At 67.3% G+C, this 14,052-nt stretch carries 13 protein-coding genes; 3 read left to right on the top strand and 10 right to left on the bottom strand.

Features of this window, described 5'->3' with window-relative positions; all coding sequences use genetic code 11:
- Nucleotides 1-4 precede the first annotated feature (4 nt).
- Nucleotides 5-799, top strand: a complete 795-nt coding sequence (locus AZC_RS11710; protein ID WP_012170791.1) for an MBL fold metallo-hydrolase — start codon at nt 5-7, stop codon at nt 797-799.
- 80 nt (nt 800-879) lie between these two features.
- Here the strand turns inward: AZC_RS11710 and AZC_RS11705 are convergent, their stop codons facing one another.
- The 4 genes from AZC_RS11705 to AZC_RS11690 form a co-directional block, all read right to left on the bottom strand.
- On the bottom strand, nt 880-1,320 hold the full coding sequence (locus AZC_RS11705) for a YqaA family protein (protein ID WP_012170790.1): 441 nt from the start codon (nt 1,318-1,320) through the stop codon (nt 880-882).
- Between the two features lie 113 nt (nt 1,321-1,433).
- A complete protein-coding gene (locus AZC_RS11700; RefSeq protein WP_012170789.1) occupies nt 1,434-2,282 on the bottom strand; it encodes a VOC family protein in 849 nt (282 codons plus the stop codon).
- A 501-nt stretch (nt 2,283-2,783) separates the two neighbouring features.
- Nucleotides 2,784-3,791: an NAD-dependent epimerase/dehydratase family protein gene (locus AZC_RS11695; RefSeq protein ID WP_012170788.1), complete on the bottom strand. Its 1,008-nt coding sequence runs from the start codon at nt 3,789-3,791 to the stop codon at nt 2,784-2,786.
- A 145-nt stretch (nt 3,792-3,936) separates the two neighbouring features.
- The gene (locus tag AZC_RS11690) at nt 3,937-5,283 is read right to left on the bottom strand and encodes a UDP-glucose dehydrogenase family protein (RefSeq protein ID WP_012170787.1); all 1,347 of its coding nucleotides are present in this window, start codon (nt 5,281-5,283) and stop codon (nt 3,937-3,939) included.
- Between the two features lie 159 nt (nt 5,284-5,442).
- Here AZC_RS11690 and cbiB point away from each other — a divergent pair, with 159 nt between their 5' ends.
- Nucleotides 5,443-6,417, top strand: a complete 975-nt coding sequence (cbiB, locus tag AZC_RS11685; RefSeq protein WP_012170786.1) for an adenosylcobinamide-phosphate synthase CbiB — start codon at nt 5,443-5,445, stop codon at nt 6,415-6,417.
- On the opposite strand, the gene AZC_RS11680 is transcribed toward cbiB, so the two are convergent.
- From AZC_RS11680 to cobU, 3 genes are read right to left on the bottom strand one after another with little or no spacing between them, the layout of a single operon-like run.
- Entirely contained in the window at nt 6,401-7,858 is a 1,458-nt protein-coding gene (locus tag AZC_RS11680; RefSeq protein ID WP_012170785.1) for a cobyric acid synthase, read from the bottom strand. The two genes, cbiB and AZC_RS11680, sit on opposite strands and share 17 nt — an antisense overlap.
- Nucleotides 7,859-7,884: 26 nt before the next feature.
- On the bottom strand, nt 7,885-8,505 hold the full coding sequence (gene cobO, locus AZC_RS11675; protein ID WP_012170784.1) for a cob(I)yrinic acid a,c-diamide adenosyltransferase: 621 nt from the start codon (nt 8,503-8,505) through the stop codon (nt 7,885-7,887).
- The gene (gene cobU / locus AZC_RS11670) at nt 8,502-9,014 is read right to left on the bottom strand and encodes a bifunctional adenosylcobinamide kinase/adenosylcobinamide-phosphate guanylyltransferase (RefSeq protein ID WP_043879259.1); all 513 of its coding nucleotides are present in this window, start codon (nt 9,012-9,014) and stop codon (nt 8,502-8,504) included. The genes cobO and cobU overlap by 4 nt, the downstream gene beginning before the upstream one ends.
- A gap of 235 nt (nt 9,015-9,249) precedes the next feature.
- Here cobU and argE point away from each other — a divergent pair, with 235 nt between their 5' ends.
- Nucleotides 9,250-10,410, top strand: coding sequence for an acetylornithine deacetylase (gene argE, locus AZC_RS11665; protein WP_043879258.1), 1,161 nt, complete (start codon nt 9,250-9,252; stop codon nt 10,408-10,410).
- Nucleotides 10,411-10,500: 90 nt separating this feature from the next.
- Here the strand turns inward: argE and rfaE1 are convergent, their stop codons facing one another.
- From rfaE1 to waaC, 3 genes are read right to left on the bottom strand one after another with little or no spacing between them, the layout of a single operon-like run.
- The gene (rfaE1, locus tag AZC_RS11660) at nt 10,501-11,940 is read right to left on the bottom strand and encodes a D-glycero-beta-D-manno-heptose-7-phosphate kinase (RefSeq protein WP_012170781.1); all 1,440 of its coding nucleotides are present in this window, start codon (nt 11,938-11,940) and stop codon (nt 10,501-10,503) included.
- 12 nt (nt 11,941-11,952) lie between these two features.
- Nucleotides 11,953-12,963, bottom strand: coding sequence for an ADP-glyceromanno-heptose 6-epimerase (gene rfaD / locus AZC_RS11655; RefSeq protein ID WP_012170780.1), 1,011 nt, complete (start codon nt 12,961-12,963; stop codon nt 11,953-11,955).
- 45 nt (nt 12,964-13,008) lie between these two features.
- A complete protein-coding gene (waaC, locus tag AZC_RS11650; protein WP_012170779.1) occupies nt 13,009-14,046 on the bottom strand; it encodes a lipopolysaccharide heptosyltransferase I in 1,038 nt (345 codons plus the stop codon).
- Nucleotides 14,047-14,052 lie beyond the last annotated feature (6 nt).

The following is a 14,052-nucleotide window of genomic DNA, read 5'->3' as shown; positions in this document are numbered from 1 at the left end:
TCCCATGACGCTCAAATTCACCATTCTGGGCTGTGGCTCTTCCGGCGGCGTTCCCCGCGTGGGGCAGGGCTGGGGCGCCTGCGATCCGAACGAACCGCGCAACCGCCGCCGCCGCTGCTCCCTGCTTGTCCAGCGCACCGGCCCCGACGGCGTGACCACCGTGCTCGTCGACGCCTCTCCAGACCTGCGCGAACAGTTGCTGGACGTGGGCGTCACCCATGTGGATGCCCTTCTCATCACCCATGAGCATGCCGACCACACCCACGGCATCGACGACGTGCGCCCGCTGGTCATCCACAACCGCCGCCGCATGGACGTGTATATGGACGAGGAGACCGCCCGCGCCATGCACGCGCGCTTCGGCTACTGCTTCGTGACGCCGCCGGGCAGCAACTATCCGCCCATCCTCACCGAGCACCGCTTTCATGAGGGCCGCGAGATCACCGTGCCGGGGCAGGGCGGTCCCATAACCGCCTTGCCGTTCCGCCAGCACCATGGCGACATCGATTCGTTCGGCTTCAGATTTGGTGGCGTCGCCTATTCAAGCGACGTCAGCGCTTTTCCGCAGAACAGTCTGAAAGCCTTGGAGAATCTTGACGTCTGGATTCTTGATGCACTGCGTGAAACGCCCCACCCAAGCCATTTCAGCCTTTCGGAGGCGCTGGAGCATGAGGAGCGCATGCGCCCTGCCCGCACCATCCTCACGAACCTCCATACCGATCTAGACTATGGGAAGCTGAAGGCACGCCTGCCCGAACGCATCATTCCCGCGTTCGACGGAATGATTTTCGAGGCCTGATCCACCGCTTCTCCACATGAGAAGATGGAACCAACCATCTGCTGGCAGAGCCGATTTTCGGCTTATCCTCATGCTCCACATCACGTGAAGAGATTGAGCGTGAGTGCCGTCAGGATCAGGTAGCGCGCGACCTTGGCGATGCCGACCAGAAGCAGGAAGCTGCCAAGCGGCTCCCGGAGCACGCCCGCAATCACGGTCAGCGGATCGCCCACCACCGGAGCCCAGCTCAGCAGCAGCGACCACTTTCCATAGCGGCGATACCAGCGCTGGGCGCGATCAAGCGCCTTGCCATCGGCGGGAAACCATTTGCGATCGCGATAGCGCTCGATCCCGCGCCCGAGCATCCAATTGGTGAGCGACCCCAGCACATTGCCGGCGCTCGCCGCGGCCACCAGTGCCCACCAAGGCCGATCGCCGGTCAGAAGCAGGGCCACGAGCGCCGCCTCCGATTGCAGCGGCAGGATGGTCGCGGCGATGAAGGCGGTGACAAACAGCCCGCCATAGATCGCGAGCCCGGTCATAAGCGCGCCGGCAGTTGCGAAGGCTGCGCTCCGAGGTCTTCGAGCCGCGGGATGGCGGCTTGGCGGCCGCGTGAAGGGCAGGGCAGGGCGACGGCCAAGGAGCCCTACCCCACTCAGAGGGGCACAAAGCCGAGCACGGCCCCGGCCGCCTCGGATGCGGGCACCACGAGGCCGCTGCCCGGCAGAGCCTCTACAGTCACGCCATTGCCGGTCAGGACGCGCCCGGTCGCCGCTATGTCGCTCACGCGAAGGACCAGCGCGACCATGCGGTCCGTACCGTCCGGCCCCAGTTCCACGGGCATCCCGAGGCGCGCCTCGGCTGCGTCCGGCGTGAGGATATGGATCGTCGTCGCACCTGCGGCGAAGGAGAGATTTCCGCCGGTGGATCGAAGCGCACCCGGGCCGAACATGCGCTCGTAGAGAGAGGCGGTACGGGCGGGATCGCGTGTGGCAATGACGAAGTCCCGCACCGATACCGCGGTATTGGGATGACGCTGCCATTCCGGCCGCCAGACAAGATCGGGCGTATAGTGATGGCAGAAGAAGGTGCGCCCGTTCTGGACCTCGCCGGGTGACAGGCGAACCACGCGGAAACGGGCGTCGTGCGGTCCGTCGGCGAGCAGCACAGGTCGCGAAAATTCAGCCGGCGGCGTAACGGGCACGCCGCGCGCGACGAGATCAGCATAACGCCCATCGTCATCCTTGAAGGCCAGGCCGGTAAGGCCCGCGGGGTGCTCCCAGAGATCGGCGCGACCGCCGCCTTTACCCGGCTCATAGCCGAGCAACTCCAGATAGGCCGTGTCGAAGATGGCCAGATGGTTGGCAGAGCCAAGCGTGTGATGTCCGCGCACGGTCAGTTGGAAGCCGAGCCGCTGATAAGCGGCGAAGGCCTCATCCAGCGCGCCTCTGACATTCACCACCACATGGTCGAGCATCGGCGGCGGCACGGCAGTCTCGGACATGTCAGGAACTCCTTACGGGGGACGCGGACGCAGCCGGCACATACCGCCTTAGCACCAATCCGCCCAGCATGGACGCCGAAACGGTGCCTGTCGGCGCCAAGGCTGAAATGCCCTTCAACGGATGTTCAAATTAGGTTCCATAATATATCTTCTACGCATCGTGGATCATTATGGCTCCCGCTCTGCCATCCATGGCTGGTGGATGCACCCATTGCTCCGCCGGTGATGAACAGGCCGTATCGCACACTGATGCCCTGCCCCTTGAAATTGGGTCTCACGTGCAAACGGCGGGGTGCGTTCGCGTATTGGCATGGCCAAGGCCCTGAAAACCGCAAATTTCGCGCCCGCACGCCAAAGTGGCCGATTGTTCCGTCGAGCACGCTTCCAGTTCTGACGGATGCCGCGATTAATGTGCCTGGGGCCGACGGCACGCTCGCGACTTAGCTAAGGTTGGCAGAGGCACCCCCCAACCGCATGGCCGCCGGTCCTGTGACTGCGGCGTCAGATGCCGTAATAACTCCGGTACCATTCTACAAAGGCCGGGACGCCGACGCCCAGCGGCGTGTCCGGACGATAGCCGGTCAGGGCCTCAAGGAGCGCGGCCGAGGCATAGGTGCGGGGCACGTCGCCGGCCTGCATCGGCAGCAAATTGCGGATGGCTGGGCGCCCGACCGCCTGCTCTACCGTCTCGACGAAATCGAGAAGCCCCACGGGCTGGCCGCCGGCGATGTTCACCACGCGGAACGGCGCCACCGGCGAAAGGGAATCGACGCCCGCGCGGCCGACCGGCGCGCCCGTTTGGGGCGCACGCTCCACGAGGCGCAGGACTGCCTCCACCAGATCATCGATGAAGGTGAAATCCCGGGACATCCGGCCCTCGCCATAGATGTCGATGGGCTCGCCTTTCAGGATGGCGGAGACGAACTTGAACAGGGCCATGTCCGGCCGGCCCCATGGGCCATAGACCGTGAAGAAGCGGAAGGCAGTGGTCGGCACGCCATAGAGATGGGCATAGGAATGCGCCATCGCCTCCATGGACTTCTTCGTGGCCGCATAGAGCGTCATGGGCTCGTCGGCCCGGTCGGTCTCGCAGAACGGCACCTTGGCGTTGGCGCCGTAGACGGAACTGGTGGATGCGAGGAGCAGATGGCGCGGCTTCAGGTGCCGGGCGAGTTCCAGCACGTTCCAGGAGCCGTTGAGATTGGCGTCCACATACGCTTTCGGATTTTCGAGGCTGTAACGCACTCCGGCCTGTGCGGCGAGGTGGATGATGACATCCGGCTGCGCCAAATCCGCCGCCTGCGCGAGCACGTCGGGCGTCTCGATCATCCCGATGACGGCGGAGAAACCGTTGTGACGCTCCAGTTCCGCATGGCGTGAGTGCTTCAGGCGCACATCATAATAGGGCGTGAGGCCGTCCACGCCGACCACCACATGCCCGCCCGCCAGAAGTCGCTTTGCCAGGTGAAAGCCGATGAAGCCGGCCGTGCCCGTCACCAGAAAACGCATATTCCACCTACTGCCGCCGGCCGTCCGGCCGGTGCGCGCACGAGGCCGAAGCGCCCTGCCCCGCCCTGATGGATCCGCAGCATCAAGGCCAAGCTCTCGCTCAAGCGCGTCGGACCACAGGAGTGTGACGGCAAAATGGTAGCCGTCACTGCGCCGCGAGCGTCAGCGTATCCGGCGCGCCGGGCGTGCCGCGGCCGACGCTCTCATAGGTGAAGCCGAGCGCCGCCATCTCATCGGGCCGGTAGATGTTGCGCAGGTCCACGAGAACCGGCTGCTTCAGCAGCTTGCGCATGCGCTCGAAATCGAGCGCCCGGAAGGCGTCCCATTCGGTGACGATGACGAGGCAGTCGGCGCCGTCTGCGGCCTCATAGGGGCCGCTCGCATAGGCAACGTCGGCGGGCAGCACCTTCTTGGCTTCCTCCATGCCTTCGGGATCGAAAGCGCGGATCTTCATTCCACGGTCCAGAAGCGCATGGATGATGGAAATGGCCGGGCTCTCGCGCATGTCGTCGGTATTCGGCTTGAAGGTGAGGCCCAGAACCGCCGCGGTCTTGCCGCGCACATCGCCGCCAAGGACGTTCACCACCTTCTTGGCCATGGCAAGCTTGCGCACGTCATTCACGCCGACCACCGTCTCGACGATGCGCAAGGGCGTTCCGGCTTCCTGCGCCGTGCGGGTGAGGGCGAGCGTGTCCTTCGGGAAGCAGGAGCCACCATAGCCGGGGCCGGCATGCAGGAATTTCGAGCCGATGCGGTTGTCGAGGCCGATGCCGCGTGCCACGTCCTGGACGTTCGCGCCGACCTGCTCGCACAGGTCGGCGATCTCGTTGATGAAGGTGATCTTCACTGCGAGGAAGGCGTTGCCGGCATATTTGATGAGTTCGGAGGTGCGGCGGCTCGTATAGACCAGCGGCAGGCTGTTCAGCGCCAGCGGGCGATAGAGCTGCGCCATCACCTCGCGGGCGCGCGGCTCGTCCGTGCCGACGACGATGCGGTCCGGCCGCTTGAAATCCTCGATGGCCGCGCCTTCGCGCAGGAATTCGGGGTTAGACACCACGGAGATGTCCGCATCGGGACGGGTCTCGCGGATCACCCGCTCCACCTCGTCGCCGGTGCCCACGGGCACAGTCGACTTGGTGACCACGACCGTATAGCCCTCCGCCGCCTGGGCGATCTCGCGCGCGGCCGCATAGACATAGGAGAGGTCGGCATGGCCGTCGCCGCGCCGGGAGGGCGTCCCCACCGCGATGAACACCGCGTCCGCCTCGCGCACAGCCTGCGTCAGGTCCACCGCGAAATCGAGCCGTCCCGCGGCGCGGTTGCGCGCCACCAGGGCATCAAGGCCGGGCTCGAAGATGGGGATTTCGCCCCGCTCCAAACGCTCGATCTTCTGCGCGTCCTTGTCCACGCAGGTGACGTGATGCCCGAAGTCCGCAAAACAGGCGCCGGACACCAGACCCACGTACCCCGTGCCAATCATCGCGACGCGCATGACGGTTCCTTGCTGCATTCAACCGAGCGCGCTTCTCGCACTTCGGCATGAGAAAATGAAGACACTTCCCGTGACAGACATTACAGGACGTCCCGTTCCCGAGATTGCGTGCCGGACGTACCGCAGCGTCCCCACGCCCTTGATGCCCGAAGACATGCCATGGCTTTTGATCTGACCTGCGTCGCTTTGCTTGTGGAAGGCCTGACCGGCTATCCGCAGCCGCTGTTCCGCGCCATTCGCCACCCCGTGGTCTGGGCCGGAACGCTCATCAGCGCACTCGAGTCGCGTCTCAACCGCACCACCCTCCCCGGCCCTGCCCGCAAGCGGAACGGCGTCCTGACCGTCATCGTCCTGCTCGCCTGCGCCATGCTGCCGGCGCTGATGCTAGAGGCGTTCCTGCGCCAGTTCGCGCTCGGCGTGGTGCTGGCGGGCATCCTCGGCAGCGTGCTCATCGCCCAGCACTCGCTTTATACGTACGTTGCGGCCGTGGCGACGGCGCTGGAGAAAGGCGGCCTTGCCGCCGGGCGCCGCGCCGTCTCGCACATCGTCGGACGCGATCCCGAGCAACTGGATGTCGCCGGCGTGACGCGCGGGGCCATCGAGAGCCTGGCCGAGAATTTCTCGGACGGCATCGTCGCGCCCACATTCTGGATGCTGGTGGGCGGCCTCGCGGGCGGGGCCGGCTACAAGGCGCTGAATACGGCGGACAGCATGATCGGCCACCGCAATCCTCGCTATGAGGATTTCGGCTGGGCGGCGGCGCGGCTGGATGATCTCGTGAACCTGCCCGCCTCGCGTCTCTCCGGCCTGCTCATCGTGCTCGCGGCCGGACTGCTGCCGGGCTGTTCGCCCAAAGAGGCCTGGCGCGCCATGCTGCGCGACGCTCCCCATCACCGCTCGCCCAATGCCGGTTGGCCGGAGGCGGCCATGGCGGGAGCTCTGGGCATCTCCATCGCCGGCCCGCGTTCCTATGGCGGCGTGCCGGCGCAGGCGGCCTACATGGGCAACGGCCGCCGGGACATCGACGCCCGCGACATCCGCGCGGCCCTGCGCCTCTATGTGGCGGCGGACGCGCTGCTGGTGGTGTTCGTCACGCTGATCGCGCTCGCGGGCCTCGTCATCGCGCGAGGCTGAGGAGGCGGTCGAGGTCGAGATGCGCCGAGAGGTGAGCGGCAAGACCGTCCAGCGCCTCTTCGACGCCTGCCTCATAGGCCACCTGAGCCGGCCCTGCGCCCAGCAGCCCCATGAGGGCCGCGCGCTGGCGGTCATCCCCGAACAGGCCGTGCACATAGGTGCCCATGATGCGGCCATCGGCCGAGACGGCGCCTTCCGCGCCCGCGCCGTCGAGCTCGGCGAAGGGGCGGGCGGTGTCGGCGCCTTCCGTTGCGCCGATGTGCATTTCATAGCCGGAGAAAGGCGCACCGAGCCGCGAGGTACCGGTGACGGCGACCAGCCGTTTCTCGCCGGTCATCACCGTACCCACCTTCAGCAGCCCGAGGCCTTCCGTCGAGCCGGGCGGGCCTTCCACGCCATCCGGATCGGACAGATGCTCGCCCATCATCTGATAGCCGCCGCACAGGCCCAGCACCCGCCCGCCGCGACGTGCAAAGGCCTGGATGTCATGATGCAGGCCGCCGGCCCGTAGGGCCGCGAGATCCGCGATGGTGGCCTTGGAGCCGATGAGGAGCACGAGATCCGTATCCGTCGGCAGGACGTCGGATGGACGGATGCGCCGCACCTCGAGACCCGGCTCGGCGTCCAGCGGATCGAGATCGTCGAAATTCGCCACATGGGGCAGGATCGGCACCGCGATCCGCACTTTCGCGCCGGGCTTCGGCGCCTGCGGGCCGGCGACGCCCAGCGCGTCCTCGGCGGGCAGGCGGGCGGCGCCCGTGTAAAAGGGCACGAGGCCGAGAGCGGCCCAGCCCGTGTGCCCGGCGATGAGGTCCATGCCGCTCCCGAACAGGGCGGGATCGCCCCTGAAACGGTTGACGATGAAGCCCTGGATCATCGCCGCATCCGCCGGATCGAGCACCGTCTTCGTGCCCACGAGGCTCGCGATCACGCCGCCTCGGTCGATGTCTCCGATCAGTACCACAGGTACGTCCGCCGCACGGGCAAAGCCCATGTTGGCGATGTCATTGGCCCTGAGATTGACCTCGGAGGCGGAGCCGGCACCTTCCACCAGCACAAGGTCGGCCTCGGTCTTTAGCCGGCGAAAACTCTCCAGAACCGAGGGCAGGAGGCCTGCCTTCATCTGCTGATAGGCGGCCGCCTTGGCGCTGCCGACCACCCTGCCCTGCACCACCACCTGCGCACCAACCTCGCTCTGCGGCTTCAGCAGCACGGGGTTCATGTGCACGGAGAGAGGCACGCGGGCAGCTCGGGCCTGAAGCGCCTGCGCCCGCCCAATCTCGCCGCCGTCGGCCGTGACGGCGGCATTGTTGGACATGTTCTGCGGCTTGAAGGGGCGGACCTTCAGGCCCCGGTCAGCGAAGGCGCGGGCGAGGCCGGCGACCAGCAGGGACTTGCCCACGTCCGAGCCGGTGCCCTGAAACATCAGCGCGCGCGCCATGGCCCTCCCCGCTCCTGTCGACGCGCTCAGAACTCGATGCCGACCTGCGCCTTCACGCCGGCCGCGAAATGGTGCTTCACCAACTGCATCTCGGTGACGAGATCGGCCGCCTCGATCAGCGCCGGCTTCGCGTTGCGGCCGGTGATGACCACGTGCAGGTCCGGCCGGCGAGAGGTCAGCACGTCAATCACGTCATTGAGGTCGAGATATTCGTAGCGCAAGGCGATGTTCAGCTCGTCGAGGATGACCAGCGAAACGGCCGGGTCGTCCATCAGCTCACGGGCCTTGTCGAAGGCGCGTTCCGCGGCCGCCTTGTCACGGGCGAGATCCTGCGTCTCCCAGGTGAAACCCTCGCCCATGGTGTGCCACTTCACGCGATTGCCGAAGGCCGCGAAGGCATCCTTCTCGCCCGTGTGCCAGGCCCCCTTGATGAACTGCACGATGCCAACCGTTCGCCCATAGCCCAGCATGCGCAGGGCAAGGCCGAAGGCGGCCGTGCTCTTGCCCTTGCCGGGGCCGCTGTGGACGATCAGCAGGCCCTTCTCGATATTCTTGGACGCCACCTCGGCATCCTGCACGGCCTTGCGCTTGGCCATCTTGGCCCGGTGCCGCTCGGCATCGCGCGGATCGATGGGTTCGTTGATCATTGGTCTTTCACCGTCATGGGCAGCCCGGCGACCAGGAACACCACCCGGTCGGCCTTGTCTGCCAACTGCTGATTGAGACGGCCGGCGGCATCGCGGAACCGTCGTGCCAGCGCATTGTCGGGAACGATGCCGAGCCCCACCTCATTGGCCACGAGCACCACAGGCGCCGGGCGCCGGGCCACGGCGGCGACGAGCCGCGCGGCTTCCGCCTCCACATCGTGCTCGGCCAGCATATGGTTGGTGAGCCAGAGGGTGAGGCAGTCCACGAGGGCGGGCATCTTTGGGGGCAGGCCGTCAAGGGCCTCGGCCAGCTCGAGCGGCGTGTCGAAGGTCTGCCAGCCCGCGCCCCGGCGGTCGCGATGAAGCGCGATGCGCGCCTCCATCTCGGCATCGAAGGCCTGGGCGGTGGCCATATAGGCCCATGGGGCGGGGAGCGCCTCCACCAGCCCCTCGGCATGGCGGCTTTTGCCCGAACGGGCGCCTCCCAGAACCAGGGTGATCCTCGCCATGCCTCTCCCCCGCGCCGGCGCGCGATCTGCTCTTATGGCACCGCCGAGAGGCGGACAACCGTCTCCCGACATGGCAGGCGCTCCGCGCCCGCAATCCACCGCATCGCCCCGGACAAATGGGCTGCGCCGCTCCGAAAGGGGGTATATGTGTGCAATGCGGCAGAGTTGCGCTGGAGTCGCATCCGTCGCCCACGAGAACCTTCCCTTTAGAGAACCTTCCCGGAGTTTCCGCGCGATGCCCAATCCCCAGACCCTCGACTGGCTGGCGCGCCTGATTTCGTTCGATACGACGAGCCGCAATTCCAACCTGCCGCTGATCGAGGCGGTGGAAGAGTTCCTGACCGCCGAAGGCATCTTCTTCGAGCGCGTGGAGAACACGGAAGAAAAGAAGGCGAGCCTCATCACCACACTCGGCCCGCGCGACGTGCCCGGCATTGTCCTGTCCGGCCACACCGACACCGTGCCGGTGGACGGGCAGGAATGGACGTCGGATCCCTTCACCGTCACCGAGCGCGACGGCAAGCTCTATGGGCGCGGCACCTGCGACATGAAGGGCTTCCTCGCCGTCTGCCTCGGCATGGTGGCGGAGATGAAGGCCCAGCCGCTCAAGAAGCCGATCCACTTCGCCATCTCCTATGACGAGGAAGTGGGCTGCGTCGGCGTGCGCCCGCTGATCGAGCACATGGTGGCCAACGGCTACAAGCCGGAGGCCTGCATCGTCGGCGAGCCCACCAGCATGCAGGTGGTGGTCGGGCACAAGGGCAAGAAGAGCTACGCCACGGTCATCACCGGCGCCGGCGGCCATTCCTCCCGCGCGCCGGAACTGGTGAATGCCGTGGAGGCGGGCGGCCGCCTGGTGGCCAAGGTGGCCGATCTCAGCGATCGTCTGGCGGCGGAAGGCCGGCGGGACGACCTCTACGACATCCCCCACAGCACCGCCCACGTGGGCACCTTCCATGGCGGCACCGCCCTCAACATCGTGCCGGAACTGGCGACGATCGACTGGGAAGTCCGGGCCCTGCCCGAGGACGACGTGGAGGCGCTGACCGGCGAAATCATCGCTTATGCCACGGACACGCTGGAGCCGGGGATGAAGGCCAAGGCGCCCCACACCGGCATCGAGTTCAAGCTGAAGAGCGCATTTCCGGGCCTCTCCACCTCGCCGGACGCGCCCGTGGCCGTGCTGGCGAAGCACTTCGCCGGCCGCAACGATCACGCCAAGGTCGCCTACGGCACGGAAGCTGGCCTGTTCGTGGAAATGGCCGGCATCCCGACCGTGGTGTGCGGCCCCGGCTCCATCGTCCAGGCGCACCAGCCGGATGAATATCTCGAGAAGAACCAGCTCGATGCCTGCGAGGCCTTCATCCGCCGCGTGATCGCTTATTGCGCCGCCTGAGCCTCTTGCTCTGACGCATCACATGAAGACGCCCCGAGCCGGATGGTTCGGGGCGTTCTCTTTTCAGATCAATAAATTGAGGCGGATTTTTCAGGTCCGCGCCTTGGCAACGAGGCTGGAGGTGGACTTGCCGGCCACCAGATCCACAAGCACCAGTTCGCCGCCGTTTGCCGTCACCACGTCGGCCCCAACCACCTCGTGCGGGGCGTAATCGGCGCCCTTCACCAGCACGTCCGGCAGCAGCGCCTTGATGGTTTCGAGCGGCGTTTCCTCGTCGAACAGCACGACGAGATCGACGCAGCGCATGGCGCCCATCACCCGCGCCCGCGCCTGCTCGTCCTGAAGCGGGCGGCTCGGCCCCTTGAGGCGGCGGACGGAGGCATCCGTGTTCAGCGCCACCACCAGACGGTCCCCCTGCGCGGCCGACTGTTCCAGCAGGCTCACATGGCCGGGGTGGACGAGATCGAAGCAGCCGTTGGTGAAGACCACCCGCAGCCCCTGCGCCTTCCAGGCGGCGACCACCGCGCAGGCATCCTCGCGGGAGACGAGCGCACCGGGCGGTGCGATCTGCGCCGCCGTGCGCTCCAGCGCGGCCCTGAGTTCCGCGCGCGTCACGACGGCGGTTCCGAGCTTCGCGACGGCCAGCGCGGCGGCCGCATTGGCGATGCCGACGCTCGCCTCCAGGCTCTGCCCGCCGGCGAGCGAAACGGCGAGAGCGGCCAATGCCGTATCGCCCGCGCCCGAGACGTCGAACACCTCGCGCGCCTCGGCCGGCACATGGAGCACGCGCCCATCCTGCCGCCAGAGCGTCATGCCCTTCTCGGCCCGCGTCACCAGTACATCGCCGCCGAACTGGCGACCGGCCGCCTCCGCCGCGCGGGCGGCGTCCGCATCCGTCTCGTCCGGCAGGCCGGTGGCCTCGGCCAGTTCCCGGCGATTGGGCGTCACAAGAGTGGCGCCGCGATAGGCCTCGAAGGTGCGGCGCTTGGGATCGACGATCACCGGCACATTGCGCGCCTTGGCCGCAGCCATGGCGGCGGCGATCACCGCATCGCTCAGCACGCCCTTGGCATAATCGGAGAGCACCACGACACCCGCCTTGGCGATGGCCGCTTCCGCCGCGCCAATCAGCGCCGCCTCCTCGGCAGCGTCGCAGGCCCGCGTCACCTCCGCGTCGATGCGCACGATCTGCTGGCGCCCGCTCATCACCCGCGTCTTGGTGATGGTGGGCCGCTTGGCGTCCACCACCATGTGCGCGAGGCTGATGCCCGGATAGGTGGCGAGCGCATCGGCCAATTGGCTCGCCGCCTCGTCCTCTCCGACAAGACCCACGAGGAGCACAGGCGCCCCGAGGGCGGCGGCATTGGCGGCGACGTTGGCCGCGCCACCGGGCACGATGCGTTCGGCGCCATGGACGAGCACCGGCACCGGCGCTTCCGGAGAGATGCGCGAGACGGAGCCGGTGATGTAGCGGTCCACCATCACGTCGCCGATGACGGCGATGGGCGCGAGCTGGGTTTCGGCGAGCATTTTCTTCCCCGCTCAGGCCGCGTTGGCGCCACGCAGATGGCGCGTCACATAATCGGCGACGCCATCCTCAAGGCTGGTGAAGGGCTTGGCGTAGCCGGCTGCCCGGAGCTTCGAGACATCCGCCTGCGTGAAATACTGGTAGGCACCCTGGAGCGCCTCCGGCATGTCGATATAGGTGATGCGCTCGGGCTGGCCAGCGGCGGAGAACACCGCGCGGGCGAGATCCGCGAACGAGCGCGCGGCCCCCGTGCCCACGTTGAAAATTCCGGAAACGTGCGGATTTTCAATGAGCCAGAGGGCGACACTCACGCAATCCTTCACATAGATGAAGTCGCGCAACTGACCACCGTCCGTGTAGCCCGGATGATGCGACTTGAAGAGGGTCACCGCCTCGCCCTTGGCGGCGGTGGGGTAGATCTTGTGAATGACCGAGCGCATGTCGCCCTTGTGCGCCTCGCCGGGCCCATAGACGTTGAAGAAGCGCAGGCCCGCCCATTGCGGCGGGCGGGGCCGGCCGGCGCGCACATCGGCGATGAAGCGCCGGTCCGCCATCAGCTTCGACCAGCCATAGGCATTGAGCGGCGCCAGCTGCCCAAGCGCCGCCGGGCTTTCGTCATCGGCAAAGCCGCGCGTGCCGTCGCCATAGGTGGCGCCGGAGGAGGCATAGATGAAGGGCAGGCCCTTGCGGGCGCATTGGTCCCACAGATCGAGCGTTGGGCGGATGTTGCGGGCGACGATCTTGTCCCCGTCCCGCTCCGTGGTGGCCGAGATGGCGCCCATGTGGATGATGCCGGCGAGCCGGCCCGACTCGCGCTCCACGAACGACGTGATGGCCTCGGGGCGGATCACGTCATCGAGGGCGATGTCGGCGATGTTCCGCCACTTCGGGCCATCCTCCAGCCAGTCGGCGACCACCACGCGGCGGCCATCTTCGGCGAAAGCGCGGGCCATGTTGGAGCCGATGAAGCCGGCACCTCCGGTCACGAGAATGGTATCGCGGGCACCGGCGGCAGAATGGGACATCGGGAACTCGGCCTCGTTTGAAACGCGCCTCTTATCCCTCCGCCCTCACATCTTGTCCATGGCGTCGGCATGGCCGAGCCGCAGCAGGCTGATGGCCCGCCAGATGTCGCGGCCGGTGAAGTCCGCAAGGCAGGGCGGTCCCTCGGCGCGGTCGGGCGCAATGCGGCAGGTCTGCTTCTCGCACGGGGCGCAGTCGCGCAGGGAGCGCAGCTCCAGCACTTTCGGACCATAAAGGCCGGTAAGGCGCGGATTGGTCGGCCCATAAAGGCCGACGGTGGGCACGCCCAGCGCCGCAGCCAGATGCCCAAGGCCCGTATCCACCGTCACCACCGCCTCCGCACCGGCCAGCACGGGTGCCACCGCGTCGAGGCCGAGGGGCGGCATCCGCTCCACATTCGGCAGCTCGGCAGCGATGGCAGAGGCCCGCTCTTCCTCCTGCGCGCCGTGGGCGAAGATCTTCACCTCACGTCCGGCCCGGGCCGCACGGGCGGCAAGTTCCCGCCAGTGTCTCACGGTCCAGGTCTTGGTGCCCCAGGTCGTGCCATGCAGGAACACCCAATAGGGCGGCCCGGCGGGCGGCGGCGCCGTGACTAGCCCCGCGTCCGCCTCCAGCCCATCGAGGCTGTAGCCGAGCGCGCCAGCGAACAGCTTGCGGATGCGCAGAGCCATATGCTCGCGCTCCGGCAGATGATGGCCCTTGGCATAGGTGAGGCTGGCGAGCCCTTCGCGCGCGGTGGCGCGATCGAAGCCATGGCGCCGGCCGTGGGTGAAGAGGCCGACGGCGGCGCTCTTCATGAGGCCCTGCGCATCGATGACCACGTCATAGCGCTCGGCTTTCAGCGCCGCGCCCACCGCCTGCGCCTCGCCGCTCCGGAAGGCGGCGAGCGGCTTCTTCTTGAGGCGCCGCAGCGGCACGGGAATGGCCCGGCGCACGGCAGGGTGCAGCTTCACCAGCGGCACGAAGGCGTCTTCCACCGCCCAGTCCAGCACGAGCCCGGGCAGGCGGCGAGCCGCGTCCGTGACCGCCGGGAAGGTGTGCACCACATCGCCCAGCGAGGAGAGCTTGATGACCAGAACCTTCATGGCAGC

This window comes from Azorhizobium caulinodans ORS 571, from assembly GCF_000010525.1.
GTDB lineage: Bacteria > Pseudomonadota > Alphaproteobacteria > Rhizobiales > Xanthobacteraceae > Azorhizobium > Azorhizobium caulinodans.
The sequence above is the reverse complement of the archived record's forward strand: the minus strand, read 5'-3'. Positions and strand labels throughout refer to the sequence as shown.